The organism is Nocardia albiluteola (assembly GCF_018860155.1).
Classification (GTDB): domain Bacteria; phylum Actinomycetota; class Actinomycetes; order Mycobacteriales; family Mycobacteriaceae; genus Nocardia; species Nocardia albiluteola.
Genome location: NZ_JAHKNI010000014.1, coordinates 12,482 through 36,544 on the forward strand (window position 1 = coordinate 12,482; position 24,063 = coordinate 36,544).

General features: G+C 68.8%; 25 protein-coding genes. 14 read left to right on the plus strand and 11 right to left on the minus strand.

Annotated elements, in window-relative coordinates; genetic code table 11:
- The first annotated feature begins 74 nt into the window (after positions 1 to 74).
- Complete coding sequence (locus KO481_RS32780) at positions 75 to 509, plus strand: hypothetical protein (RefSeq protein WP_215922376.1); 435 nt, start codon at positions 75 to 77, stop codon at positions 507 to 509.
- A 67-nt stretch (positions 510 to 576) separates the two neighbouring features.
- Here KO481_RS32780 and KO481_RS32785 read toward each other — a convergent pair whose 3' ends face one another.
- Entirely contained in the window at positions 577 to 723 is a 147-nt protein-coding gene (locus KO481_RS32785) for a hypothetical protein (RefSeq protein WP_215922377.1), read from the minus strand.
- A gap of 220 nt (positions 724 to 943) precedes the next feature.
- Here KO481_RS32785 and KO481_RS32790 point away from each other — a divergent pair, with 220 nt between their 5' ends.
- The 5 genes from KO481_RS32790 to KO481_RS32810 all read left to right on the plus strand — a co-directional run bounded on the left by KO481_RS32790 (position 944) and on the right by KO481_RS32810 (position 6,296).
- The gene (locus KO481_RS32790) at positions 944 to 2,287 is read left to right on the plus strand and encodes a cytochrome P450 (RefSeq protein WP_215922378.1); all 1,344 of its coding nucleotides are present in this window, start codon (positions 944 to 946) and stop codon (positions 2,285 to 2,287) included.
- Positions 2,284 to 3,186, plus strand: coding sequence for an alpha/beta fold hydrolase (locus tag KO481_RS32795; RefSeq protein WP_215922379.1), 903 nt, complete (start codon positions 2,284 to 2,286; stop codon positions 3,184 to 3,186). Before KO481_RS32790 ends, KO481_RS32795 begins: the two co-directional genes overlap by 4 nt.
- Before the next feature lie 12 nt (positions 3,187 to 3,198).
- Positions 3,199 to 4,098: an SDR family NAD(P)-dependent oxidoreductase gene (locus KO481_RS32800; protein WP_215922380.1), complete on the plus strand. Its 900-nt coding sequence runs from the start codon at positions 3,199 to 3,201 to the stop codon at positions 4,096 to 4,098.
- Positions 4,095 to 5,591, plus strand: coding sequence for a flavin-containing monooxygenase (locus KO481_RS32805; RefSeq protein ID WP_215922381.1), 1,497 nt, complete (start codon positions 4,095 to 4,097; stop codon positions 5,589 to 5,591). The genes KO481_RS32800 and KO481_RS32805 overlap by 4 nt, the downstream gene beginning before the upstream one ends.
- A 69-nt stretch (positions 5,592 to 5,660) precedes the next feature.
- Complete coding sequence (locus tag KO481_RS32810) at positions 5,661 to 6,296, plus strand: TetR/AcrR family transcriptional regulator (protein ID WP_308166856.1); 636 nt, start codon at positions 5,661 to 5,663, stop codon at positions 6,294 to 6,296.
- 191 nt (positions 6,297 to 6,487) lie between these two features.
- Here the strand turns inward: KO481_RS32810 and KO481_RS32815 are convergent, their stop codons facing one another.
- The 4 genes from KO481_RS32815 to KO481_RS32830 form a co-directional block, all read right to left on the minus strand.
- Positions 6,488 to 7,915 (minus strand): M16 family metallopeptidase, encoded by a 1,428-nt coding sequence (locus KO481_RS32815; RefSeq protein ID WP_215922571.1) that lies wholly within the window; start codon positions 7,913 to 7,915, stop codon positions 6,488 to 6,490.
- Positions 7,872 to 10,142, minus strand: a complete 2,271-nt coding sequence (locus tag KO481_RS32820; protein WP_215922382.1) for a polyribonucleotide nucleotidyltransferase — start codon at positions 10,140 to 10,142, stop codon at positions 7,872 to 7,874. Before KO481_RS32820 ends, KO481_RS32815 begins: the two co-directional genes overlap by 44 nt.
- Before the next feature lie 396 nt (positions 10,143 to 10,538).
- Positions 10,539 to 10,808 (minus strand): 30S ribosomal protein S15, encoded by a 270-nt coding sequence (gene rpsO / locus KO481_RS32825; RefSeq protein ID WP_215922383.1) that lies wholly within the window; start codon positions 10,806 to 10,808, stop codon positions 10,539 to 10,541.
- 283 nt (positions 10,809 to 11,091) lie between these two features.
- Complete coding sequence (locus tag KO481_RS32830; RefSeq protein WP_215922384.1) at positions 11,092 to 12,057, minus strand: bifunctional riboflavin kinase/FAD synthetase; 966 nt, start codon at positions 12,055 to 12,057, stop codon at positions 11,092 to 11,094.
- Between the two features lie 278 nt (positions 12,058 to 12,335).
- On the opposite strand from KO481_RS32830, the gene KO481_RS32835 reads away from it, so the two are divergent.
- Positions 12,336 to 13,010, plus strand: a complete 675-nt coding sequence (locus KO481_RS32835) for a metal-dependent transcriptional regulator (protein WP_215922572.1) — start codon at positions 12,336 to 12,338, stop codon at positions 13,008 to 13,010.
- Positions 13,011 to 13,041: 31 nt separating this feature from the next.
- On the plus strand, positions 13,042 to 13,284 hold the full coding sequence (locus KO481_RS32840; RefSeq protein ID WP_215922385.1) for a hypothetical protein: 243 nt from the start codon (positions 13,042 to 13,044) through the stop codon (positions 13,282 to 13,284).
- A gap of 62 nt (positions 13,285 to 13,346) precedes the next feature.
- On the opposite strand, the gene KO481_RS32845 is transcribed toward KO481_RS32840, so the two are convergent.
- Positions 13,347 to 13,967 (minus strand): TetR/AcrR family transcriptional regulator, encoded by a 621-nt coding sequence (locus KO481_RS32845; protein ID WP_215922386.1) that lies wholly within the window; start codon positions 13,965 to 13,967, stop codon positions 13,347 to 13,349.
- A 68-nt stretch (positions 13,968 to 14,035) separates the two neighbouring features.
- Here KO481_RS32845 and KO481_RS32850 point away from each other — a divergent pair, with 68 nt between their 5' ends.
- Positions 14,036 to 14,968, plus strand: coding sequence for a patatin-like phospholipase family protein (locus KO481_RS32850; protein ID WP_308166858.1), 933 nt, complete (start codon positions 14,036 to 14,038; stop codon positions 14,966 to 14,968).
- A gap of 34 nt (positions 14,969 to 15,002) precedes the next feature.
- Here KO481_RS32850 and KO481_RS32855 read toward each other — a convergent pair whose 3' ends face one another.
- Complete coding sequence (locus tag KO481_RS32855; RefSeq protein ID WP_372452160.1) at positions 15,003 to 16,157, minus strand: RNA-guided endonuclease InsQ/TnpB family protein; 1,155 nt, start codon at positions 16,155 to 16,157, stop codon at positions 15,003 to 15,005.
- Between the two features lie 89 nt (positions 16,158 to 16,246).
- Between KO481_RS32855 and KO481_RS32860 the strand changes: the two genes are divergently transcribed.
- Both KO481_RS32860 and KO481_RS32865 read left to right on the plus strand, forming a co-directional pair.
- Positions 16,247 to 17,092, plus strand: a complete 846-nt coding sequence (locus tag KO481_RS32860) for an SDR family oxidoreductase (RefSeq protein WP_215922387.1) — start codon at positions 16,247 to 16,249, stop codon at positions 17,090 to 17,092.
- The gene (locus KO481_RS32865) at positions 17,089 to 18,603 is read left to right on the plus strand and encodes a flavin-containing monooxygenase (protein WP_215922388.1); all 1,515 of its coding nucleotides are present in this window, start codon (positions 17,089 to 17,091) and stop codon (positions 18,601 to 18,603) included. Before KO481_RS32860 ends, KO481_RS32865 begins: the two co-directional genes overlap by 4 nt.
- 6 nt (positions 18,604 to 18,609) lie before the next feature.
- Here KO481_RS32865 and KO481_RS32870 read toward each other — a convergent pair whose 3' ends face one another.
- Genes KO481_RS32870 through KO481_RS32880 form a run of 3 tightly spaced genes read right to left on the minus strand, consistent with a single transcriptional unit; the run spans position 18,610 to position 21,677 of the window.
- The gene (locus KO481_RS32870) at positions 18,610 to 19,056 is read right to left on the minus strand and encodes a VOC family protein (RefSeq protein ID WP_215922389.1); all 447 of its coding nucleotides are present in this window, start codon (positions 19,054 to 19,056) and stop codon (positions 18,610 to 18,612) included.
- 57 nt (positions 19,057 to 19,113) lie between these two features.
- Entirely contained in the window at positions 19,114 to 20,172 is a 1,059-nt protein-coding gene (locus KO481_RS32875; RefSeq protein WP_215922390.1) for a tartrate dehydrogenase, read from the minus strand.
- A 29-nt stretch (positions 20,173 to 20,201) separates the two neighbouring features.
- A complete protein-coding gene (locus tag KO481_RS32880) occupies positions 20,202 to 21,677 on the minus strand; it encodes an NAD-dependent succinate-semialdehyde dehydrogenase (protein WP_372452161.1) in 1,476 nt (491 codons plus the stop codon).
- Between the two features lie 137 nt (positions 21,678 to 21,814).
- On the opposite strand from KO481_RS32880, the gene KO481_RS32885 reads away from it, so the two are divergent.
- The gene (locus KO481_RS32885) at positions 21,815 to 23,056 is read left to right on the plus strand and encodes an aspartate aminotransferase family protein (RefSeq protein WP_215922391.1); all 1,242 of its coding nucleotides are present in this window, start codon (positions 21,815 to 21,817) and stop codon (positions 23,054 to 23,056) included.
- A 28-nt stretch (positions 23,057 to 23,084) separates the two neighbouring features.
- Positions 23,085 to 23,579, plus strand: coding sequence for a DUF3830 family protein (locus KO481_RS32890; RefSeq protein WP_215922392.1), 495 nt, complete (start codon positions 23,085 to 23,087; stop codon positions 23,577 to 23,579).
- 170 nt (positions 23,580 to 23,749) lie between these two features.
- Here the strand turns inward: KO481_RS32890 and KO481_RS44930 are convergent, their stop codons facing one another.
- Entirely contained in the window at positions 23,750 to 23,851 is a 102-nt protein-coding gene (locus tag KO481_RS44930; protein ID WP_215922576.1) for a hypothetical protein, read from the minus strand.
- Positions 23,852 to 23,877: 26 nt separating this feature from the next.
- Here KO481_RS44930 and KO481_RS32900 point away from each other — a divergent pair, with 26 nt between their 5' ends.
- Positions 23,878 to 24,006 carry an amino acid permease C-terminal domain-containing protein gene (locus KO481_RS32900; protein WP_308166872.1) on the plus strand — a complete coding sequence of 43 codons (129 nt, stop codon included), beginning with the start codon at positions 23,878 to 23,880 and terminating at the stop codon, positions 24,004 to 24,006.
- Positions 24,007 to 24,063 lie beyond the last annotated feature (57 nt).

Here is a 24,063-nt window from a genome sequence, read left to right on the forward strand (position 1 = left end):
TCCGGGAACCGCGCCCGCCCCGGTCGCGGCGACGTCGCCATGCGTCGAGGCGATCGGCAGGGCACCATCGACCGGTGAGCATTCTGGTCGAATTCTTCATCGCGCCCGACGACGACACCGCGGCAACGGTATTGGAGGGTGGCCCCGAGGACCACTTCCCCGCCGTCACCGACTACGGCAACTTCCTCGTCTTCCAGGCCCTCGCCGAATGGGAGAGCCTGTTCACCGGACGATCACTCGACGATCTCGTCAGCGCGGACGAACCACGCACGGTGACCGACGGCGAGAGCGGTTCCGCGATATACGCCGCCTCCCCCACCCTCCAGCAGGCGCTGACGACGGCCGATCCCGCCGTCCTGGCCGAGATCGGCACCCGCTGGAAGCAGGACACCACCAGCACCGGAGCACCTTTCGACCCGGAAATGATCGACGCTCTCCTGAGCGACGTCGCGGAGCTCGCACGAACAGCCACCGGGCAGAACCACTCGCTCTACTGCTGGATGTGCTGAGCACTCGGCGAAACAGCCACGCCCCGAACAGGATCAGCGAAATTCGGCGCGGCGATCGGCGAGCATTTCAGTCGACGCCGAGCGCGGGGCGGCTGCGGCCCGCGAGGAAGACCCGCGCACCCTCCGCGGCGAAGGACCGGGCGACCTCCGCGCCGATGTAACCGCCCACGCCGGCTGCGGCGGCGAGGTTCGCCAGCGGACGATCTGCCGCCACTGCGGCGAGGAGGTACCCATCGACGAGGTGAAAGCCGTACCCACAGCGCATGATTCGCCGCGGTCGTAGAGCACACGGAATTACTCGACGCGGTGGTTGATGTGCGACGCCGAGACAATCCGGTCCCGGGTCGGTAGATCAAGATCCCGACCTCTTGTCACCGCCGGTACGTAAGCGTACCGTTCCTTGGTACAGAGACGTACCACGGACAGGAGTCCCCATGGCCGCTATCAAACTTCCCCCGGGACCCTCGGCGCCGACCATCGTGCAGGGTCTGGAGGTGCTGACTCGACGCACGCAGCGGTGGCGGCGGCTGCATCAGCGTTATGGGTCGGCGTTCACGGTGTCCGTGCCGCGGCTGGGCCGGATGGTGGTGCTGTCCGATCCGGCGGAGGTCAAGTCGGTGTTTCTCGCCGGGACCGACGTCTCGGACAACATGGACGTCAATCTGGGCCAAGTGCTCGGTCCCGGTTCACTTTTCGCACTGTCGGGCAGCGAGCATCGCCGGCACCGCAAGCTGCTCGCCCCGCCTTTCCACGGGCGGCGCCTGGGCGTGTACGAGGAGCTGATCGAGCAGGAAGCGGTGCGGGAGATGGCATCCTGGCCATCGAACCGGGAATTCGCGACAATGGACTCGATGATGCGGATCACGCTGAACGTCATCCTGCGCGCCGTATTCGGCGCGGAGGGAGCGGAATTCGAGCAGCTGCGCGAACTGCTGCCGAAGGTGGTGCTGGTCGGCTCGGCGCTGGTCGCGGTGCCGATGCCGCAGAAGATGCTGGGCCGCTTCGGTCCCTGGGGCAGATTCGCCGTCCTGCGGGCCCGCTACGACGAGATCGTGGGTCGGCTGATCGATCGCGCCGCCGCCGATCCCGAACTGTCCGAACGCAATGACGTGCTGGCGATGATGCTGCTGGCCCGCTACGACGACGGGTCCGCACTGACCCGCGGCGAAATCGCCGACGAGCTGCTCGCCCTGCTCACCGCCGGGCACGAGACCACGGCCACCACGCTGGCCTGGACCGTCGAACGGCTGCGGCGGCATCCGGATGTGTTGCGCCGCTTGGTCGCCGAGGTCGACGAGGGCGGTTCGGAACTGCTCGAGGCCACCCTGCTCGAGGTGCAGCGAGTGCGGCCGGTGATCGATATGACCGCGCGCCAGGTCGTCGCGGACCAGCTCGAGGTGGGGCGGTGGACGCTGCCGAAGGGCCAGCGGATCGCGCTCAACATCCGGCTGATGCACGACAACGAGGAGCTGTTCCCCAACGCGCGCGCCTTCGATCCGGATAGATTCGTCGGCGTGCGGCCCGGCACCTTCACCTGGATTCCGTTCGGCGGCGGCGCGCGTCGATGCATCGGCGCCGCCTTCGCCACCATGGAGATGAACGTCGTCCTGCGCACGCTGCTGCGGGATTTCACCCTGGAGCCCACCACCGCGCCCGACGAGCGGACCCATTGGCGCGGAGTCGCCTTGGTGCCCGCACAGAAGGGACGCGCGGTCGTGTATCGCCGCACCCCCGCGCCCGCCCCGGAGCGAACCGAATCCGAGCGGGTGACCGCGTGATCGAACAGTCCGCCGACGTCGGGCGCGGAATCACCCTGACCTATCAGCGATTCCGTGCGGACGGCAGCCCGCTGGTGCTGATCGCCGGACTCGGGCAGCAGCTGCACGAGTGGCCCGACGATCTGTGCCGGATACTCGCCGAGCGCGGATACGACGTCGTCCGCTTCGACAACCGCGACGTCGGCACGTCGACACATCTGCCGTTCCCGCCGCCGGCGCCGCCGGACCTGCTGCGCCGCCGCTGGCATCGCGATCAGTACGACCTGGGTGACATGGCAACCGACACCGTCGGTTTGCTCGATGCGCTGGGATTCGAGCGGGCGCATCTGGCGGGCATGTCGATGGGCGGGATGATCGCGCAGACCGTCGCCGCCCGCCATCGAGGCCGCGTCGCCTCGCTCACCTCGATCATCTCCGGCCCGGGCGGATTCCGGTACGGCCGGCCGGCGTGGTCCACGTGGCGTTATCTGCTCGGCAAGCCCGCGCGATCGCGGGACGAGCATGTGGATCGCGCCGAGCGCATCTACCGGCACATCGGCTCGGCGGGATATCCATTCGACGCGGCCGCGGTGCGCGCCACCGCGGGACGGGTCTGGGACCGCGACCCGCGCCCGGCTCCCGGCAGCGGCCGTCAGCTCTCGGCAATAATGAAGTCCGGCAACAGAACCCGTGAGCTGACCCGGATCACCACACCCACCCTGGTACTGCACGGCGACCGCGACCGGATGGTGCATCCCAGCGGTGGCGCCGCGACCGCACGGGCCGTCCCCGGCGCACGGCGGCACACGCTGCCGGGCATGGGCCACGACCTGCCCGCCGAGCTGTGGCCCACCCTGGCGGACCTTATCCACGACCACATCCGCGCCGCCGAATCCGCCAGCCCCGCACACCCACGCTGAGAAGGACCACCGATGCCCCGAAAGTCCAGACCACTGTCCGGCCACCCCGTTATGATCACCGGCGCCGCCTCGGGCATCGGCCGCGGCCTGGCCCAATTGCTTTCCCGCCGTGGCTCTCCGGTGGCGATCGCCGACCTCGACGAGGCCGGGCTGAAGCAGACCGCCGAATCGCTCGGCGGTCCCGTACTGACCCGCGTGCTCGACGTTCGCGACGCCGCCGACCAGCGGGCCTTCGCCGACGAGGTGCGCGAGTGGATAGATCGGACTGTCCCCACCCACCCCGCCAGCTCCGCCGGCTCACCATCCCCGAAGTTGGCCGCGGTGTTCAACAACGCCGGCGTGGCCGTGTCCTCCTCGGTTCTCGACGCGGTGCCCGAGGACGACGAATGGCTGCGGCAGATCAACTTCGACGGCGTAGTCAACGGCACCCGCGCCTTCCTGCCCCTGCTGGTCGAGCAGAACTTCGGTGTCATCGTGAACACCTCCAGCGTGTACGGTCTCGGCGGGATCCCCCATCAAAGTGCCTACTGTGCGGCCAAGTTCGCGGTGCGCGGCTTCACCGACGCACTGCGGCAGGAGCTCAGGGGCACCGGGGTCTCGGCGGTCACCGTGCACCCGGGCGGGATCACCACCAACATCGCGCGCAACGCCCGGATCCGCAAGGATCCCCTCGGCATGGGCCGCACCCCCGAGCAGATGGCCGCCGAATTCGAGGCGGTCACCCTGACCTCGCCGGACAAGGCAGCCGAAATCATCTGCCGCGGTGTCGAATCCGGTAAGGCGCGGATCCTGGTCGGCCCGGATGCGTACCTGTTCGACGCGATCACCCGCATCACCCCCACCCACTACTACGACGTGCTCGGGCTCGTGATGCGAGCCGGCCAAGCGCGTGCACGGAGGGCCGCCCGATGACCGAACACGTCGATGTCCTCATCGTGGGAGCGGGACTGTCGGGCATCGGGGCTGCCCGGCATCTGCAGGACGCCTTCCCGCAGCGCACCTACGCGATCCTGGAGGCACGCAACGCGATCGGAGGGACCTGGGATCTGTTCCGCTATCCGGGCGTGCGGTCGGACTCCGACATGCACACCCTCGGTTACCGATTCCGCCCGTGGACCGACGCCAAGGCGATCGCCGACGGACCGTCGATCCTGCAGTACGTGCGCGACACCGCCACCGAGGCCGGAATCGACAAGCGAATCCGGTTCGGGCACCGCGTGATCGGCGCGGACTGGTCGAGTTCGCAGGCCCGCTGGACGGTCCGGATCGAGCACGACGGCGAAACCTCCGAACTGACCTGCGATTTCCTGTACGTGTGCGGCGGGTACTACCGGTACGACCGGGGATTCACGCCGGAGTTCGCGGGCATCGGCGAATTCCGCGGCCGGGTCGTGCATCCCCAGCAGTGGCCCGAGGATCTGGACTATGCCGGGAAGCGCGTGGTCGTGATCGGCAGCGGCGCCACCGCGGTGACTCTCGTTCCGGCGCTTGCGGAATCGGCGGCGAAGGTGACGATGCTGCAGCGCTCGCCGACCTACATCCTGTCCCTCCCCAGCGTGGACGCCGTGGCCAACCGCCTGCGCGAACTGCTGGGTCCGCGGCGGGCCTACACGATCACGCGCTGGAAGAACGTGGCGGTCGCCACGCTGATCTACCAGCTCAGCCAGCGCCGTCCGGCGATGATGCGCGGCTTCATCCGTAGCCAGACCGTCAAACAGCTGCCCGCCGGATACGACGTCGACACCCACTTCAAACCCACCTACGGCCCGTGGGATCAGCGGCTGTGCCTGGTGCCCGACGGCGACCTGTTCCGGGCCATTCGCCACGGCAACGCCGAGGTGGTCACCGATCGCATCGAGCGCTTCACCCCGGACGGACTCCGCCTCGAGTCCGGCGCCGAACTCGAGGCCGACATCGTGGTTACCGCAACCGGTCTGGATCTGCTGCCGATCGCCGGCATCGAACTGCGGGTCGACGGGCGCACCGTCGAACTACCGAAAACCATGGCCTACAAGGGCATGATGCTCGGCGATGTCCCGAACTTCGCGTTCACCATCGGGTACACCAACGCCTCCTGGACGCTCAAGGCCGATCTGGTCGCCGAATTCGTCTGCCGCCTCCTGCGTTACATGGACGCGCGCGGCTACGACAGCTGCACGCCGACGCCCGATCCGGCGGTGGACCGCCGGCCGCTGATGGACTTCCAGGCCGGTTACGTGCTGCGGGCGCTGGATCGGTTCCCCTCGGCAGGCACCCGGCAGCCTTGGCGGCTGGGCATGAACTACGCGCAGGACGTCTACACCCTGCGCCACGGCCGGATCGCCGACGGTGCGATGCGGTTCGAGCGGCGCGAGCCGCAGGTGGTCGGCGAGCATGAGCATGGATCCGAACACGCCACCGCGTAGGGTGCGGCCACTAGGGGTGCGACCGGCCGCTGTCCGGGTCGTCGGCATCGGCACACTAATCTGTGTTCCGTGACCCGTACCGAGCCCGCCCGCAGCCCCGTCGAGGAGGGGTCGCCGGAATCCGCTTTCCGGCGGCGGCTCCTGGATGGCATGGCCGTGGCCGTGCGCGAGAATGGGTATGCCGAGGCCACCGTCGCCGACATCGTGCGGTACGCCCGCACCTCCCGGCGCACCTTCTACGAGCACTTCAGCAGTAAGCAGGACTGTTTCGTAGCGCTCATGACCGAGCGCAACACCGAGATGATCGCGCACATCGCCGCTGCGGTCGACGCCGCCGCGCCCTGGCGCACCCAGGTCCGCCAGGCCATCGAGGCGTGGATCGGCGCCTCGCGCGAGGATCCGTGGATCACCCTGTCCTGGATTCGCGACTCGCCCGCCCTCGGCGAGCTCGCCCGGCAGCTGCATCGCGGCGCGGCCGAGGCGTTCATCGTGCTGATCCAAAACCTGGCCAGCTCAACAGCTTTCGAATCCAGCGGGTTGCACCGGCCCAGCCGCGAGATGGCCACCATCGTCTTCGGCGGATTCCGCGAGCTGATCGCCATCACCGTCGAGGACGGCGGCGACATCGAGACCCTCGTGGACGTCACGGTCGAGGCCGCCATCGCCCTGCTCGGCGCCAACGCCGATCCCCCGGCGTCGATCTGAGCCCTCCCGTCATCAGACGATGCCCGGCGGCTTCGCCAACTGACATGTCCGAGACATGCTGCGTCACACCGTCATCCGATGCCGCAAGTTCCGCACCGACGCCCGACACCAGACCCCACGGGGCGACGCCGAAGGTGCCGCCGGTGATGACGGGGCCGGCGCCGGGGCGACTTCTCGGCGCCGGGGAGTCCTCACTCCACCATTCTGCGCACCGACACCGGCAGATCCCGGGTGCGCCGATATGGGCCGGCCACCGACGCCGCGAACGGGCGCGAGAGGAGTTTGCGGGCCACCGCCGTGACCTCCTCGGTGGTGACCGCGTCGATGCGGGTCAGGGTTTCCGAGACGCTGCGGTGGTTGCCGTAGCTGAGCTCGCTGCGGCCGATGCGGTTCATGCGGGAGCCCGAATCCTCCAGGCCCAGCACCAGACCGCCACGCAGGGAACCCTTGGCGCGGGCGCATTCGGCATCGGTGATGCCGTCCACGGCAACCTCTTCCAGTACACCGCGCGCCAGACTCGCGACCTGCGCGAGGTTTTCGGGCTGGCAGCCGAGGTAGACCGAGAACGCGCCGGTATCGGCGAAGGTGTCGACGCTGGAGTACACCGAGTACGCCAGGCCGCGCTCCTCCCGGATGCGCTGGAACAGGCGCGAACTCAGGCCACCGCCGAGCACAGTGTTCAATACCGAAAGGGGCCAGCGCTTCTCGCCGTCGTGCCGCCCGAACGCGCGCACCCCGAACACCAGATGCGCCTGTTCGCTGTCGCGCCCGACCCACTCCAGCCGCGGCGGGGTGTGGGCGCGGAAGCGGCCCTCGCGCCGTGGCGCGGGATCCCGGGTGGGATCGAGGCGATCGGCGAAGGCGCGATACACCAGCTCGACCGTGTGCTCGTGCTCGACGTTGCCCGCCACCGCGACCACCATCCGCTCCGGGCGATACCGGCGCTGATGGAAGCTGCGCAGCTGCGCCGAGGTCATCGACTCGATCGACTCGACCGTGCCGATCACCGGGCGCCCGACCGGATGGTCGCCGAACAGCGCGCTCAGAAAGGCGTCGCCGACCATGTCCTCGGGGTCGTCGTCGCGCATCGAGATCTCCTCGAGCACCACCTGGCGCTCGACCGCCACATCCTCCGTACGGCACAGACCGTTCAGCACGACGTCGGAGACCATGTCCATCGCCAGCGGCAGGTCCTCGTCCAACACGTGCGCGTAGTAGCAGGTCTGCTCCTTCGCGGTGAACGCGTTCAGCTCACCGCCCACCGCATCCATGCGCTGGGCGATCTCCAGCGCCGAGCGGGTCGGAGTCGCCTTGAACAGCAGGTGTTCCAGGAAGTGCGCGGCGCCGGCCACCGTCGGGCCCTCGTCGCGCGAGCCGACGCCGACCCACACCCCGATGGACGCCGACCGCACCCCGGGCACATGCTCGGTGACCACGCGCAGCCCGCCGGGCAGCACGGTGCGCCGCACCCCGCTGTCGGCCAGGGGTGCGTCGATCGTGGTCTTCAGGAGAGACGAACCCCCCTGCTCGCCAGTGAGCAGGGGGGGCTTCGCGTTCTTCTTCACACGAGAATCTTTACTCGGCACCGGCCTCGACCGCAGCAGTGTTGTCGGATGCATCACTCGCCGAATCTTCTTCCTCGACCGGAACGAGCGAGATCTTGCCGCGGTTGTCGATATCGGCGATCTCCACGCGCAGCTTGTCGCCGACGTTCACCACGTCCTCGACCTTGCCCACGCGCTTGCCGTTGCCCAGCTTGGAGATGTGCACCAGGCCGTCGCGACCCGGCAGCAGCGAGACGAACGCGCCGAAGGCGGTGGTCTTGACGACCGTGCCCAGGAAACGCTCGCCGACCTTCGGCAGCTGCGGGTTCGCGATCGCGTTGATCGCGTCGATCGCGGCCTGCGCCGACGGGCCGTCGGTCGCGCCGACGAACACCGTGCCGTCGTCCTCGATGGAGATGTTGGCGCCGGTCTCCTCGGTGATCTGGTTGATGACCTTGCCCTTGGGTCCGATCACCTCGCCGATCTTGTCGACCGGGATCTTGATCGCGGTGACGCGAGGCGCGTACGGGCTCATCTCGTCCGGGGTGGCGATGGCCTCGGCCATCACGTCCAGGATGGTCAGGCGCGCGTCGCGGGCCTGGTTCAGCGCGCCCGCGAGGACCTTGGACGGGATGCCGTCCAGCTTGGTGTCCAGCTGCAGCGCGGTGACGAACTCGCGGGTGCCGGCGCACTTGAAGTCCATGTCGCCGAAGGCATCCTCGGCGCCGAGGATGTCGGTCAGCGCGACGTAGCGGGTCTCGGACTGGCCCTGGTCGTTCGAGATCTCGTCCGAGACAAGGCCCATCGCGATGCCCGCGACCGGAGCCTTCAGCGGCACACCGGCGTTCAGCAGCGACAGGGTCGAGGCACACACCGAACCCATCGAGGTGGAACCGTTGGAGCCCAGCGCCTCCGAGACCTGACGGATGGCGTACGGGAACTCCTCCTGCGAGGGCAGCACCGGCACCAGCGCGCGCTCGGCGAGGGCGCCGTGGCCGATCTCGCGCCGCTTCGGCGAGCCGACGCGGCCGGTCTCACCGGTGGAGAACGGCGGGAAGTTGTAGTGGTGCATGTAGCGCTTGCTGGTCTCCGGGCCGAGCGAATCGACCTGCTGGGCCATCTTCACCATGTCGAGGGTGGTGACGCCCAGGATCTGGGTCTCACCGCGCTCGAACAGCGCCGAGCCGTGCGCCCGCGGCACCACGGCGACCTCGGCCGAGAGCGCGCGGATGTCCGCCAGGCCACGGCCGTCGATGCGGAAGCCGTCGGTCAGGATGCGCTGGCGCACAAGCTTCTTGGTGACCGAGCGGAACGCCGCGCCGATCTCCTTCTCGCGGCCCGCGAAGGTCTCGGCCAGCTCGGACAGCACCGCGAGCTTGATCTCGTCGGTCTTCTCGTCGCGCTCCTGCTTGCCCGCGATGGACAGCGCCTCGTTCAGCTCGCGCTTCGCGGTGCCCTCGACGGCGACGTAGACGTCCTCGCCGTACGGCGGGAAGAGCGGGAACTCCTCGGTGGGCTTGGCCGCCAGGGTGGCAAGGTCCTGCTGCGCGCGGCACAGCCGGGCGATGAACGGCTTGGCGGCCTCGAGGCCCTCGGCCACAACGGTTTCCGTCGGCGCCTGCGCGCCGCCCTCGACCAGGGCGATGACGTTCTCGGTGGCTTCGGCCTCGACCATCATGATCGCGACGTCACCGTCGACGACCCGGCCCGCGACGACCATGTCGAACACGGCGCCCTCGAGCTGCTCGACGGTCGGGAACGCCACCCACTGGCCCTCGATCAGCGCGACGCGCACGCCGCCGACCGGACCGGAGAACGGCAGGCCCGAGATCTGGGTCGACGCCGAGGCCGCGTTGATGGCGACCACGTCGTACAGATCCTTGGGATCCAGCGACATGACCGTGACGACGACCTGGATCTCGTTGCGCAGGCCGTCGACGAAGGACGGGCGCAGCGGGCGGTCGATCAGGCGGCAGGTCAGGATCGCGTCGGTGGAGGGACGGCCCTCGCGGCGGAAGAACGAGCCGGGAATGCGGCCCGCGGCGTACATGCGCTCCTCGACGTCCACCGTCAGCGGGAAGAAGTCGAACTGGTCCTTGGGGTGCTTACCGGCCGTGGTGGCCGACAGCAGCATGGTCTCGTCGTCCAGGTAGGCCACGACCGCGCCGGCGGCCTGCTTGGCCAGGCGTCCGGTCTCGAAGCGGACGGTGCGGGTGCCGTAGGACCCGTTGTCGATCAGGGCCACCGATTCGAACACTCCGGGTTCGACCTCTACGGCGGTGCTGGTCACTGTGTCTGACATTTTCTGTTCTCAACCTCTCGTCTTCGCCGGATCAAGCGCACGTTTGCGCGATCCGGCTGTAGTAATCCCCCAGCCATGTCCCCGGCTGGAGAATGTGCCGTACCCAGGTGCGGGCGCGCGGCAGTCACCCTGACTGCCGCTCACACACCCGACCGGTTCCCCCTAGGAAGCGGCGACGCGGAGGCGGCCTTCGATCGAAGCCCTCCGGCGGACCGTATGTCCTGCCGAAAGGCCACTACCGAGGACCGACGCCACGAGGACGGGTGCATACGGCGTTGTGGCCGGTATTGTACGAGACCCCGATCGGGTCCATATACACGACTAGCCGACGGGGAGATTGTATGCCTCCCCGTCGGCTGCCATGTCAACCGGCCGGTGTGTTGCTCTCTTCCGAGATCAGCGACGCAGGCCCAGGCGCTCGATCAGCGAACGGTAACGCTCGATGTCCTTGGCCTGCAGGTACTTCGACAGGCGACGACGACGACCGATCAGGGCCAGCAGGCCGTGACGGGTGTGGTGGTCGTGCTTGTGCACCTTCAGGTGCTCGGTCAGGTCGGAGATCCGCTTGGACAGCAGCGCGATCTGGGCCTCCGGCGAACCGGTGTCCTTCTCGTGCAGGCCGTACTCCTTGAGGATGGCCGTCTTCTGCTCGGTGGTCAGAGCCACGAAATACTCTCCTGTTGTTTCAGTCCGCGCTCGAGGGACCGGGACGAACCCGGGCGGGCGCCACCGCGAACCGCAGCAAACCCGACGTACCACCTTACAGGAAGGGCCGCGACCAGCCGAATCGGGCGGTGCCCCGCCCCGGGCCGCGCCAATGCGTACCCCCGCCCCACCGCCCCGGTCAGCCCGACAGCCCGTGGATCACGGCGGTCAGCACGTCCGACAGCGCCGCGCTGCCGGTACCGGAGAGCTGCGAGAGCATCCAGTTCACCAGCGGCCCCATGCCTCACTCCGCCGCGATGAGTATCTGCCGGGCGCGCTCCACGTCGCGGCCCATTTCGGCGGTGAGCTCATCGATCGAGGAGAACTTGCGCATACCGCGCAGGTGCTCCACGAAATCCACCGCGACGTGCTGGCCGTACAGGTCGGCCTCGGTGTCGAGCACGAAGGCCTCGACCGTCCGGGTACGGCCGGAGAAGGTCGGGTTGGTGCCGACCGAGATCGCGGCCATCATGCGCTCGCCGGGCTCGGTCGTGCCCACGGTCTGCCCGGGGGTCAGCACGGTGAACCAGCCGGCGTAGACGCCGTCGGAGGGAATGGCGGCGTACATCGGCGGCGCCACGTTGGCGGTGGGATAGCCCAGGTCACGGCCGCGGCCGTCGCCGTGCACGATCACGCCCTCGAGGCGGTGCGGGCGGCCCAGCGCGTCCGCGGCGGCGGCCATGTCGCCGGCGTCGACGCAGGCGCGAATGTAGGTGGAGGAGAACGTGACCGCGTGCTCGCCGACCAGCTTGACCCCGTCGACCTCGAAGCCGAACCGGCCGCCGAGTTCCTTCATCGTCGCCACGGTGCCCGCGGCCTTCTTGCCGAAGGTGAAGTTGTCACCGACCACGACCTCGGTCACGTGCAGCTTCTCCACCAGCAGGTCGTGCACGTAACGCGCCGGAGTGAGCTTCATGAACTCGTGTGTGAACGGCATCACGAGGAAGACGTCGATGCCCAGCTCCTCGACCAGTTCCGCGCGGCGGGTCAGCGTGGTGAGCTGCGCGGGATGCGAGCCGGGACGCACCACCTCCATGGGGTGCGGATCGAAGGTCATCAATACCGAGGGAACCCCGCGCACGGCCGCGGACTTCACGGCGCGGCTGATCAGCTGGGCGTGACCGCGGTGCACACCGTCGAAGACGCCGATCGTGAGCACACACCGGCCCCAATCCGCGGGCATTTCCTCGAGACTTCGCCATCTCTGCACACCGGCAGCCTAATCACCGCGGGCGCTTCCGAGCATTTCGCGGTGCGCTTGTTAACGGCCGCGCAGGGTGCGGATCGGCGGTTGGTCACGCCGCCGTCATCTGCCCGCGAGCCGGACCCGGCCCGGGGTACGCGGGCTGTGTCCGGTCGCACTCACCCGGTGTTTCCACGGCTAAGCTCAGGTGCGTGCCCGGAAAACGAGATATCGCCACCCGTCGTGAACTCGTCACCGCCGCCGCGCCGCACGTTCTCGCCGACTCGAGCGCCGCGGCGGGGAGCGTGGCGCCCGTCCTGTCCTCGGTCGCCCAGGACTATCTGAAGGTGATCTGGACCGCGCAGGAGTGGTCGCAGGAGAAGGTGTCGACCAAGCTGCTCGCCGAGCGCATCGGCGTCTCGGCGTCCACGGTGTCCGAGGCCGTGCGCAAGCTTGCCGACCAGGGCCTCGTCGAACACGCCCGCTACGGTTCGATCACCCTCACCGAGGACGGCCGCCGCGCCGCGATCGCGATGGTGCGGCGGCATCGGCTCATCGAGACCTTCCTGGTCAGCGAGCTCGGCTACGGCTGGGACGAGGTGCACGACGAGGCCGAGGTCCTCGAGCACGCGGTCTCCGAGACGCTGATGGACCGCATCGACAGCAAGCTCGGCCACCCCGATCGCGATCCGCACGGCGACCCGATCCCCTCGGTCGACGGCGCGGTGCCCACCCCGCCCGCGCGCCAGCTCAGCGATTTCCAGGCGGGCGAAAACGGCCGCGTCGCAAGAATTTCCGACTTCGATCCGGCCATGCTGCGCTACTTCGACTCGGTCGGCATCGCGCTGGACACCCCGATCGCGGTCGTCGAGCGCCGCGATTTCGCGGGCACCATCGCCGTGCGCATCGGCGAGCGCACCGTGGATCTGGGCAGCCCCGCCGCCGAGGCCATCTGGCTCACGGTCGTCGGCGCGAGTTAACGATCCCGGCAGTGCAACCGAAGGACCTACCGTGACCCGGACAACTCGACGATCGGCCGCCCTCCTCCTGGGCGTGCTCGCCACGCTGTCGGTATCGGCCGCGACCCTGGCAGGCGGCGCGACCGCGGACCCGGCGCCGTCCACCCCGCCCGTCCCACCGAATCTGCACTGCCACACGCCATGGCAGCTGCCCGTCTACACCGGCGGGCAGTGGCGGTGCGCCGGTGGCCCCGGTCCGGTGGTCCTGCCCCACCGGCCGTTCTCGCACAACTGATCCGGGCGCCGGGTTCGTCACCGCAGGCCCGGCATCACCTCCCGCTCGAACAGCTCGATCGATCAGCGATCTCCGGCGCGCGAATCGCCGGACACACTGGGGCGCAGCACCATCCGCACGATGTGCGAGAGCAGGGCGACCGATATCGACGGGTCCACCGCGCGCTGGATGCCCACGCCCAGACCCACGCTGAGGATCAGGTCGGCAGCATCCTCGACCGGTAGCGACAGCTCGACGGCGGAATCGGCGGCCAGGCCCGCCAACTGCGCCGCGACCATGCCGCGCATCGCGGCCAGATTCGACGCGATGGCCGCCCGTAGGCGCGGATCGTCGCGGGCGGCCACCGCGAATTCGAATTCCAGCAGCGTCCACTCGACATCGCCCAGGGTGCGCTCGGCCCAGACGCGGAGCCGGCCCACCCGGTCCTCGAGGGTGCCCTCGCCCACCAGCTCCGCGGTCACCTCCCCCAGCTTCGTCTCGTGGATCGAGGCCAGCACCTCGAGGCAGAGATCGGATTTGGTGTGGAAGTTCGAGTACACCGCGCCCTTGGAGTAGCCCGCCGCCTCGGCGACGCGTTCCAGGCTCGTCCCCGCGTAGCCCTCGGCGAGGAAGATCGCGCGGGCGGTGTTCAGCAGGTTCTCCCGGGTGCGGGCCTGCGATTCGGTGCGTGTCAGACGTGCCACGAGACGATTCTAAATACCCACGCCTTCGGGATTCCATCAGTATCCGAATACTGTTAGTATCCGAAACCGTGGGTAACACATTCGGTACACATCGACGTGGACTGGCCATCGGCTGTGGCGGCACCCTGGGCGCGGCGTGGATCGTGGCCGCGCTCGCCGCGGCACGCGATGTGCTGGGCTGGGATCCGCGCGAGGCGGACGCGCTGATCGGCACGTCGGCCGGGGCGGAACTGGTGACGATGCTCGGTAGCGGCGTGGACGTCGGCGAACTCGTCGACATGCAGCTCGGCACCGCCACGCATCCCGTGCTGGCGCGGCATCACCGCGACGGGCCCGGCAGATTCCCGCCGCTGCCCCGCCCGCGTCTCGGCTCGCCACGAATGGCCCTGCGCGGCAGTGGATCTCCGCAGCACATGCTGATCGCGGGCAGCGGGCTGCTGCCCCGCGGCGGCGGCGACGCGAGCTGGCTGCAGCGGCTGGCCGACGGACTCAATCCGGGCCGGGACTGGGTGCCGCATCCCGCGACATGGCTGGTGGCAACGGATTTCGAGACCGGGACCCGGGTGCCGTTCGGCTCCCCCGGCGCGCCGCGCGCGGAACTCGGTGCGGCACTGCGGGCATCGTGGGCGGTCCCCGGGTGGTACCCGCCCGTCCCGATCGGCGGACGCCGCTACGTCGACGGCGGGGTCGCCTCGACCGCCTCGGTCGATCTGCTCGCACCGCTGGAATTGGACGAGCTGGTGGTGCTGGCGCCGATGGCCTCGGCCGGCCGCATCCCCGCCTCCGGTCCCGGCCACCTCCTGGAGCGCCAGCTGCGAAATCGCATGAGCGACACGCTCGATGCCGAGATCGCGGCCGCGCGCGCCAGCGGCACCCGGGTGCTGTACGTGGCCGCCACCGCCGCCGATCTCGCGGTGATGGGCCCGAATTTCATGGACGACCGGCGCCGCGGGGCGACCCTCGAGCACGCCATGGCCAGTACCCGCCGCACCATCGTTTAACGCTTCTCCTGCCTGTCAGCAGGGGATTTCACGCTCAGACCGCAACCGAATCAGCCATCAAAGGGATGTGATCCGATTGTCTTACGTCCTCGACACGTGTGTGGCCGCGCTCTGCCACAGCCAGAATCACTCTGGCGGCGTTCCGATCCCGGTCCTCGGTGAACCCGCAGTCGTGGCACCGGAAGGTTCGTTCGGCGAGGTCGAGTCGTTGCTTGGCTCTCGCGAAACAACTCGAACACGTCATGCTCGTATAGGCGGGCTGCACCAACACCACCCTCCGGCCAGCCCGCGCGCCATGCGCAATCAAATCCCGTTTCGTCGCACCGATCGCCGCATCAGCGGCTTTGCGAGCCTTCGTCGACTTCGCCAGAAACTTGGGCCGGAAGTCCTCTACCACGATGAGGTCGTGGTGGTCGACAACGTTCTTGGCCCACACACGTGCATCGTGCTGGGTTTGCCTGGCTGCTTTCTTGTAAAGCTTCGCGGCCTTTCGTGCGGCCCGCTGGTACCCGCCGGACTGCGGGCCGTGCGTGCCACGTCGTCGCCTCGCCATCGTGCGCTGCGCCTTGGCCAACTCCGCCGCACAACGCCTGCGGTGCCTGGGGTATCGCAAATCAAACGAGTGGTTCGTCGTGGTGGCGGTCGTACTCACACCCCAATCGATACCGATAGCCCCCTCAACCGAAGGCGCCTTCTCGGTCATGCGGCGCACGACGAACGACGCATACCAATGCCCGAGCGAGTCTTGAGTAATCCGCACACTTGTCGGGTCGGACGGCAACTCCCGCGACCAGACCACTGGGACGCTGATGCCCTTGGCCAACACCAGACGCCCCTTAGTAAGGGTGAATCCGCGACGCGTGTACTCCAAAGACACCCGAGTCTTCTTGCGAGACTTGAACACCGGACGCCGACGTCCTGTCACGGTGAAAGACCCACTGAGCGCTTGGGCGTACGTGCGCAGTGTTTGCTGCTGGGCGACCTGAGAACCCGACCGCAACCACGCACTCCGTGAACGGGCCTCGGTAAGAAGCTTGCTCAAAGTGCAGAGTGTCGACTTGTTCCTCGATTTCTGTCGATGAACAGCTTCGTTCCAAAGGAACCGGCAGCGATGCCACTCGGCGAGCAACGCAGACTCCGCAGTACGGCCCGGCCGCAAGCGAAAGTTGTACCGCACCAGCTCATCCACACTCAACACACTAACCGCTACCACCGACATCGAAAGGAGACGGCGCTTGCTCCCCTCGCAAACGGGAATCACGGGCGCCTAATCATCTTATGACGCTTCTGTCCCGCTACCCGGCCGTAGAACCGCGCGGCGCCCGGGTCCTGATCACCGGCGCCGGGCGCGGCATCGGCGAGGCGACCGCGGAGCTGTTCGCCCGCAACGGATCCGAGCTCGCGCTGGCCGATATCGACCTCGAGGCCGCGCAGACCGTGGCGGACCGGTTGGGCGCCCGGGCATTCCAGCTGGACGTGCGCGACCGCCCCCGCTGGGAGGAGGTGGCCGCGGAGTTCGGTGATATCGACATCCTGGTCAATAATGCCGGCGTCATGCCCGCCGGGCCGTTCCTCGAGCAGCCGGATTCGGTGGGACACACCACGATCGACATCAACGTCTGGGGCCTGATCCACGGCATGCGCACGGTGGCGCCCGGCATGATCGCCCGCTCGCGCGGGCATATCGTCAATGTCGCGTCGCTGGCGGGCAAGATCCCCGTCCCGGGCCTGGCGGTCTACAACGCCAGCAAGTTCGCCGCCGTCGGGCTGTCCGCCGCGACGCGGCTCGAGTTCGCCGAATACGGCGTCAGCGTCAGCGCGGTGCTGCCCTCGGCCGTGCGCACCCGGCTCTCCTCGGGCCTGACCCTGGGCCGCGGCATGCCCACCGTCGAACCGCAGGACGTGGCCGCAGCGATCCTCGAGACCTGCCGCACCCGCCGCGCCGAGACCGCCGTCCCGTCGTATCTCGGCCCGATCGACACACTCCTGGCCGCTACTCCCGAACCGGCCGTGCGGCTGGTCCGCCGCCTGTTCAACGCTGACCGCGCGCTGCACCCGGACGACGCCGGGGTCCGCGCGGCCTACGAGGATCAGGTGCGGGCCATCGGCGAGGATCACGCATGAAAACCTCACCCGGAGCGCGTGATCCGCGCATTGTCATCATCGGCGCCGGGGTCGCGGGCATCACCGCCGCCTACACGTTCACCCACGCCGGTTTCACGAATGTGACCATCCTGGAGAAGGGTTCGGACGTCGGCGGGGTCTGGCACTGGAACCGCTATCCGGGCCTGACCTGCGATGTGCCCTCGACCCTGTACCAGTTCGGATTCGCGCCGAAGCCGGACTGGTCGCGAATCTGGGCCACCGGCGGCGAGATTCAGCGTTATCACCGCGAGGTGGTCGAGCACTTCGGGCTGGACCGGTACCTGCGCCTGAACAGCGAGGTGACCGCCGCCGAGTTCGACGGGCACCAATGGCAGGTCACGGTCGCCGACGGCACGGTCCTCGAGGCCGACTTCGTCATCGCCGCCACCGGCGTGCTGCATCATCCGGCCGTCCCCGACATTCCCGGCATGGACGACTTCGCGGGCCCGGTCGTGCACACCGCCCGCTGGCGCGACGACATCGCCACGGCCGGAAAGAGAATCGCGGTCCTAGGCACGGGATCCACCGGCGTCCAGGTCGTCTCGGCGCTGCAGCCCGAGGCGAGCGCCCTGCGGCATTTCGTGCGCAGCCCGCAGTGGGTGCTGTGGGCTCCCATGGGAATTCCGCAGCCGGAGGCACTCACCCGGCTGCTGCGGAGCGCACCGCCGCTCGCGCACCGGCTGTACGGGCTCGCGCTGGAGGCATCCGGGGTGTTCACCGACATCGTGCTCCGGCCGAGCTGGCGGCGAAAGCTGGTGCAATCGTACGCCCGCCGCAGCCTGGACGCCCTGGTCCGCGATCGCGACCTGCACGCCCGGCTCACCCCCGAATACGAGCCGCTGTGCAAGCGCCCGGTCGTGTCCGGAAGCTACTACCGGGCCATCACCGCGCCGAATGCGGACCTTGTCACCGACGCGATCACGGAGATCACGCCCACCGCGATCCGCACCGCCGACGGCCGCGAGCACCCCGTCGACGTCATCGTGCTCGCGACCGGTTTCCGCGCCCACGAGTACATGCGCCCGATGGATCTGCGCGGGCGCGACGGCGTCACCATCGACCAGGCGTGGGCGCAGGGACCGCGGGCCTACCGCACGACCGCGATCCCAGGCTTCCCGAACCTGTTCACCGTCCTGGGACCCAACTCCCCCACCGGATCGATATCCCTGCAGTACGCCGCCGAGCGCACCGCCGCGTATATCACGCACTGGCTCAACAGGTTCCGCGACGGCGACATCGATACCGTAGAGGTCACCGAGTCGGCCACCGACGCCTACTACAAGGACGTGGACGAGGCGATGGGGCCGACGGTCTGGAACACCGGGTGCGACTCCTGGTATTTCACCGAGGGCCGCACCATCGACCTGTGGCCGTTCGACCGCCGCCGGCTGTCTGCGATGCTCGCGGTACCCGACCCGGCCCACTATCGGATCACCCGTCCGCGGGATCGGGATTCGGACCGCGGCGCGGTGGGTGCTCGGAGCCGATAGCCCGGCCTACCCGTCCGCGGGCCGAGCTCGGCGGCGCCGCATGATCGGGTTGTCCGGCGCGGCCCAGGTGATCTCCAAGTAATTGTTCTCGGGATCGTGCAGGTACGCGGAGCGGCCGGTGAAGAACTCGGCGTCGACGGGTTCCTTGGTGACCTGCGCGCCGGCGTCGCGCATCTGCTCGGTGAGGCGATCGACATCCTCGGGCGTGTCGACGATGACCCCGATACTGAAGCGGATGCCACCGTTGCCAGGATCGGGCGCGGTCTGCCCGTCGCGGGCGAGTTCGCCGATCGGGAACACCGCCAGGACGACGCCGCGTAGCTCGAACGCGGCGAAGTTGTCGTCTTCGATGATCAGCGGCAGGCCGCAGCGGCGATAGAAGTCGCGGAGCCGGGGAAGATCGTGCGCGCCGAGAGTGATCATGACGTCTGCGAGCGGTGCCGATACGTCCATGGGACAAAGTATCCGCCCGCTTGCTCACTCGTCCGCCGCAGGCTCCGGGCCCGTCGGTCAGCCCGCGAGTTCGGCGGCCCGGGCCGCGATGGCCGCGCCCAGATCGGTCGTCGTGCCGGTGCCGTCGAGATCGGGGGTGCGGATCGCGCCCTCGGCCAGGATGTCGCAGACCGCCTGATCGACAGCGGCGGCCGCCGACTTCTCGCCCAGGTGGTCGAGCATCATTGCGGCGGCGAGGATCTGGGCCACCGGGTTGGCTATGCCCTGCCCCGCGATGTCGGGTGCGCTGCCGTGCACGGCCTCGAACATGGAGGGGGCCTCGCGATGGGGGTTGATATTGCCCGAGGGAGCCAGTCCCAGGCCGCCGGTCACCGCGGCGGCCAGATCGGAAAGGATGTCGCCGAACAGGTTCGAGCCGACGATGACGTCCAGGCGGTCAGGGTGCAGCACGATCTCGGCGGCCAGGGCGTCGACGTGCATCTGGCGGGTTTCCACGGACGGATATTCGGCGGCGATGCGCTCGAAGATGCTGTCCCAGTATGGCATCGAGTGAATGAGGCCGTTGGATTTGGTGGCCGAGCACAGGCGGCCGTCGCGCTCGGCGGCCCGCTCGAACGCGTACCGGATGATCCGTTCGCAGCCGATGCGGGTGAACACCGACTCCTGCAGCACGAATTCCTCGGGGCGGCCGGGATTGTGGGTGCCGCCGATCTCGGAGTACTCGCCCTCGGAGTTCTCCCGGACGATGAGAATGTCCAGATCCTCGGCGGTGCGGCCGCGCAGCGCGGACTCGGTGCCGGGCAGCAGCCGCACCGGCCGCAGATTCACGTACTGCCCGAAGGCCCGGCGCAGCGGAATCAGCAGGCCCCACAGCGAAATATGGTCGGGCACGCCCGGAAAACCCACCGCACCCAGCAGAATCGCATCGAACCCGGCCAGTTGCGCCGGGCCGTCGGGCGGCATCATCGCGCCGGTGCGCAGGTAGTTCTCACAGGACCAGTCGAATTCGGTCCACTCGATGCCCGACAGCACCGCATCCAGCACGCGCACCGCCTCCGCGGTCACGTCCACGCCGATCCCGTCGCCCGGGATGGTCGCAATTCGGTAGGTACTCAACGAATCTCCCTCGTATCCGGATTCCGGGCTCACAGTTTCACGCCGATGTACTTGGTTTCCAGGAACTCGTCGATGCCGGTGAAACCGCCCTCGCGGCCCAGGCCCGACTCCTTGACGCCGCCGAACGGTGCGGCGGGATTGGACACCACGCCCTGGTTCAGCCCGACCATTCCGGTGTCGAGGGCCTCGCAGACGCGCAGCCCGCGCCGCAGATTCTCGGTGTACACGTAGCTCACCAGGCCGTACTGGGTGGCGTTGGCGCGCTCGATCGCCTCGTCCTCGGTGTCGAAGACGGCGATCGCGGCGACCGGGCCGAAGATCTCGGTCCGGCACAGCGCCGCATCATCGGGGACTCCGACGAGAACCGTTGCGGGATAGAAGTTCCCACGGCCGTCGGCCGCGGATCCACCGAGTAGTACCGTGGCGCCGCGCTCCTGGGCATCGGCCACCAGCCAGGTCACCTTCGCGACCGCGTCGGCATCGATGAGCGGGCCCACCACCACGCCCTCCTCGGTGCCCCGGCCCATCGGCAGTGCCGCCATCCGCGCGGCGAGGCGGTGCGAGAACTCCTCGGCGACGCCGCGCTGCACCAGAATTCGATTCGCCGCGGTGCACGCCTGCCCGATATTGCGCATCTTGGCCGCGAGCGCACCCTCGACCGCCTCGTCGAGATCGGCGTCGTCGAACACCAGGAAAGGCGCGTTGCCGCCCAGCTCCATCGAGGTGCGCATGACCGTGCGGGCGCACTGTTCGAGCAGCACCTTGCCCACCGCGGTGGATCCGGTGAACGAGAGTTTGCGGGAGCGCTCGTCCAGGATCATCGGCGTCATCACCGACGCGGGGTCCGAGGTGGTGATCACGTTCACCACCCCCGCGGGCAGCCCAGCCCGGACCAGCACCTCGGCGAGGGCGAGCATCGACAGCGGCGTCTGCTCGGCGGGCTTGATCACGCACGTGCAGCCCGCGGCCAGGGCGGGGCCGATCTTGCGGGTGCCCATGGCCAGGGGGAAGTTCCAGGGCGTGATCAGCAGGCTGGGCCCGACCGGCTGCCTGGTCACCAGGAACCGCGAGCCACCGCCGGGCGCGGGCATGTACCCGCCGTCCAGGCGCACGGCCTCCTCGGCGAACCACCGGAAGAACTCTGCGGCATAGGCGATTTCGCCGCGCGCCTCGGCCAGCGGCTTACCCATCTCGAGGGTCATGACCAGCGCGAGGCGCTCGGTGTCGGCGAGCAGCAGCCGGTGCGCGCGCATGAGCAGATCGCTGCGCTCGCGCGCCGGGGTGCGGGCCCAGGCGGCCTGAGCGCCGGCGGCCGCGGACAGGGCGGCCAGGCCGTCCTCGGGTGCGGCGTCCGCCACCTCGCAGAGCAATTGCCCGGTCGCGGGGTCGGTAACGGGCAGTCGCGCGGCGGTTTGCCGCCACTGCCCGCCGATGAACAGTCCGGTGGGCACGCTGTCGATGGCGGCCCGCTCGTCGGACTCCAGGCCCGCACTGGTCTGCGTCACTGCCCGCTCCTCACGCTTGTTTCCTGCATTCGTGACCCGGGCGCCGCAAACCATTGCTGTCGCCCTGCCCGCCATGATATTCATATTGTCAACAATCCGACAATAAACAATGATCGTCGAGAAGTGAGGCAGCTCACATGTCCGAACTCTCCCCCGTCCTCAAGCAGGCCACTCCGGTCACCGTCGATCACGGTGAGGGGTGCTATTTGTACGGCACCGACGGCCGCCGGTACCTCGATTTCACCGCCGGCATCGGGGTCACCAGCACCGGCCACTGCCATCCGCGGGTCGTGGAGGCCGCCCGCGCGCAGGTCGGCAGCCTCATCCACGGCCAGTACACGACCGTGCTGCACCGGCCGCTGCTCGAGCTGACCGAAAAGCTGGGCACGGTGCTGCCCGCCGGACTCGACTCGCTGTTCTTCTCCAACTCCGGCAGCGAGGCGATCGAGGCCGCGCTGCGCCTGGTGCGCCAGGCCACCGGACGGCCGAATGTGATTGTGTTCCATGGCGGTTTCCACGGCCGCACCGTCGCCGCGGCCACCATGACCACCTCGGGCACCCGGTTCTCGGCCGGATTCAGCCCGCTGATGGGCGGGGTGCACGTCGCGCCGTTCCCCACCGCCTACCGCTACCGCTGGAGCGAGGAGCAGGCCACCGAATTCGCGCTGCGCGAACTGGATTACCTCTTCCAGACGCTCAGCTCGCCCGCGGAGACCGCGGCGTTCTTCGTCGAGCCCGTGCTCGGCGAGGGCGGCTACATCCCCGGCAACACCGCGTTCTTCCAGGGCCTGCGCGAGCGCGCCGACCGGCACGGCATCCTGCTGGTGATAGACGAGATCCAGACCGGATTCGGACGAACCGGAAAGTTCTTCGGGCACCAGCACTTCGGCGTGCGGCCCGACGTCATCACCATCGCCAAGGGCCTGGCGAGTGGCTTCCCGCTCTCGGGCATCGCCGCCCCGGCCGCACTGATGGCCAAGGCGTGGCCCGGCTCGCAGGGCGGCACCTACGGCGGCAACGCGGTCGCGTGCGCCGCGGCCGTCGCGACGCTGGAGGTCATCGAGTCCGAGGGCCTGGTGGACAACGCCGCGGCCCGGGGGCGCCAGCTCATCGAGGGTTCACGCAAGTCCGCCACCATCGCGGTGGGCGACGTGCGGGGGCTCGGCCTCCTGGTGGGCTCCGAATTCACCACGGCCGCAGGCGAACCCGATACCGCCACCGCGGCCGCCGCGCAGCGCCTCGCGGGCGAGAAGGGCCTGCTGCTGCTGACCTGTGGCGCCTACAGCAATGTCGTGCGGATGATCCCGCCGTTGATCGTGTCCGAGAGCCAGGTCGACGATGCGCTCGAGATCTGGTCCGCCGTCCTCGACGAGCTCTGAGCTCACCCACCCCGCGAAGGGAGTCTCCGTGGCCCGCTACCTCACCATCACCCTGACCAAGGCCGGAATCACCTGCCGCGCACGCCTTCTCGACGAGGAGGCCCCCCGCACCTGTGCCGCGGTGTGGGATGCGCTGCCGCAGGCGGGCGATGCCTTCCACGCCAAGTACGCCCGCAACGAGGTGTACACCCTGGTCCCCCGCATCTCCGCCGCCCCGCATCGCGAGAACCCCACGGTCACACCGATTCCCGGCGACGTATGCCTGTTCGACTTCGAGCCCTGGGAGATCGGCAACCCCGCCTACGGCTACGAGCCCGGCTCCGAGGCACATCACGCCCAGGGTGCCACGGATCTTGCACTCTTCTACGGCCGCAACAATCTACTGATCAACGGTGACATGGGCTGGGTTCCGGGCAACGTCTTCGCTACCATCGAAGAGGGCCTCCCCGACCTCGCCACCGCCTGCAACTCCCTGTGGCTGCGGGGAGTAGAGGGCGAAACCCTCGCTTTCGCCCGAGCCTGAGCCGCGCGGCCCCATCGCACGGACGACCGGACCTCGGTAACCCCACACCGGCCTGGGTCGGGTTACCGCATCCACCCCGTGATCTCGCGACGAGCATCCGTCATTCCGGCGCGGCGCGATCACGACACCTCGGGCAGCCGGACTCGACATGGTGCGCCGACCGGCGACGCTCAGTCCTGAGGCTTCGCCCAGCGGCCGCGGGCCTGCTGGATGTGTTCGCGCAGATACCGTTCGACGGCGTCCTGATCCCGGGATTCGATCAGGTCGACGATGGTGAGGTGTTCGCGGGATCTGGCTGATCACCGAACTCACCTGGGTCACCTGGCTGCGGTTCGTCATCTGGCTGGTACTCGGCCTGGCACTGTATTGGGGCTTCGGCTACCGCAATTCGACGCTGAACCGGCCACAAGCCGAATCGGCCGCATAGCACCTCGACACTGAAAAGCCTGGCCCGCCAACATTGTTGGCGAGCCAGGCTTTCTCC

Excerpts from the sequence above, each read along its gene's own strand:
- KO481_RS32820 (WP_215922382.1), bottom strand. The coding sequence starts at position 10,142 with ATGTCAGACACAGTGACCAGCACCGCCGTAGAGGTCGAACCCGGAGTG.
- KO481_RS32805 (WP_215922381.1), top strand. The coding sequence starts at position 4,095 with ATGACCGAACACGTCGATGTCCTCATCGTGGGAGCGGGACTGTCGGGC.
- KO481_RS32790 (WP_215922378.1), top strand. The coding sequence starts at position 944 with ATGGCCGCTATCAAACTTCCCCCGGGACCCTCGGCGCCGACCATCGTG.
- KO481_RS32870 (WP_215922389.1), bottom strand. The coding sequence starts at position 19,056 with ATGGACGTATCGGCACCGCTCGCAGACGTCATGATCACTCTCGGCGCG.
- KO481_RS32800 (WP_215922380.1), top strand. The coding sequence starts at position 3,199 with ATGCCCCGAAAGTCCAGACCACTGTCCGGCCACCCCGTTATGATCACC.
- KO481_RS32885 (WP_215922391.1), top strand. The coding sequence starts at position 21,815 with ATGTCCGAACTCTCCCCCGTCCTCAAGCAGGCCACTCCGGTCACCGTC.
- KO481_RS32860 (WP_215922387.1), top strand. The coding sequence starts at position 16,247 with ATGACGCTTCTGTCCCGCTACCCGGCCGTAGAACCGCGCGGCGCCCGG.
- KO481_RS32815 (WP_215922571.1), bottom strand. The coding sequence starts at position 7,915 with ATGCATCCGACAACACTGCTGCGGTCGAGGCCGGTGCCGAGTAAAGAT.
- KO481_RS32865 (WP_215922388.1), top strand. The coding sequence starts at position 17,089 with ATGAAAACCTCACCCGGAGCGCGTGATCCGCGCATTGTCATCATCGGC.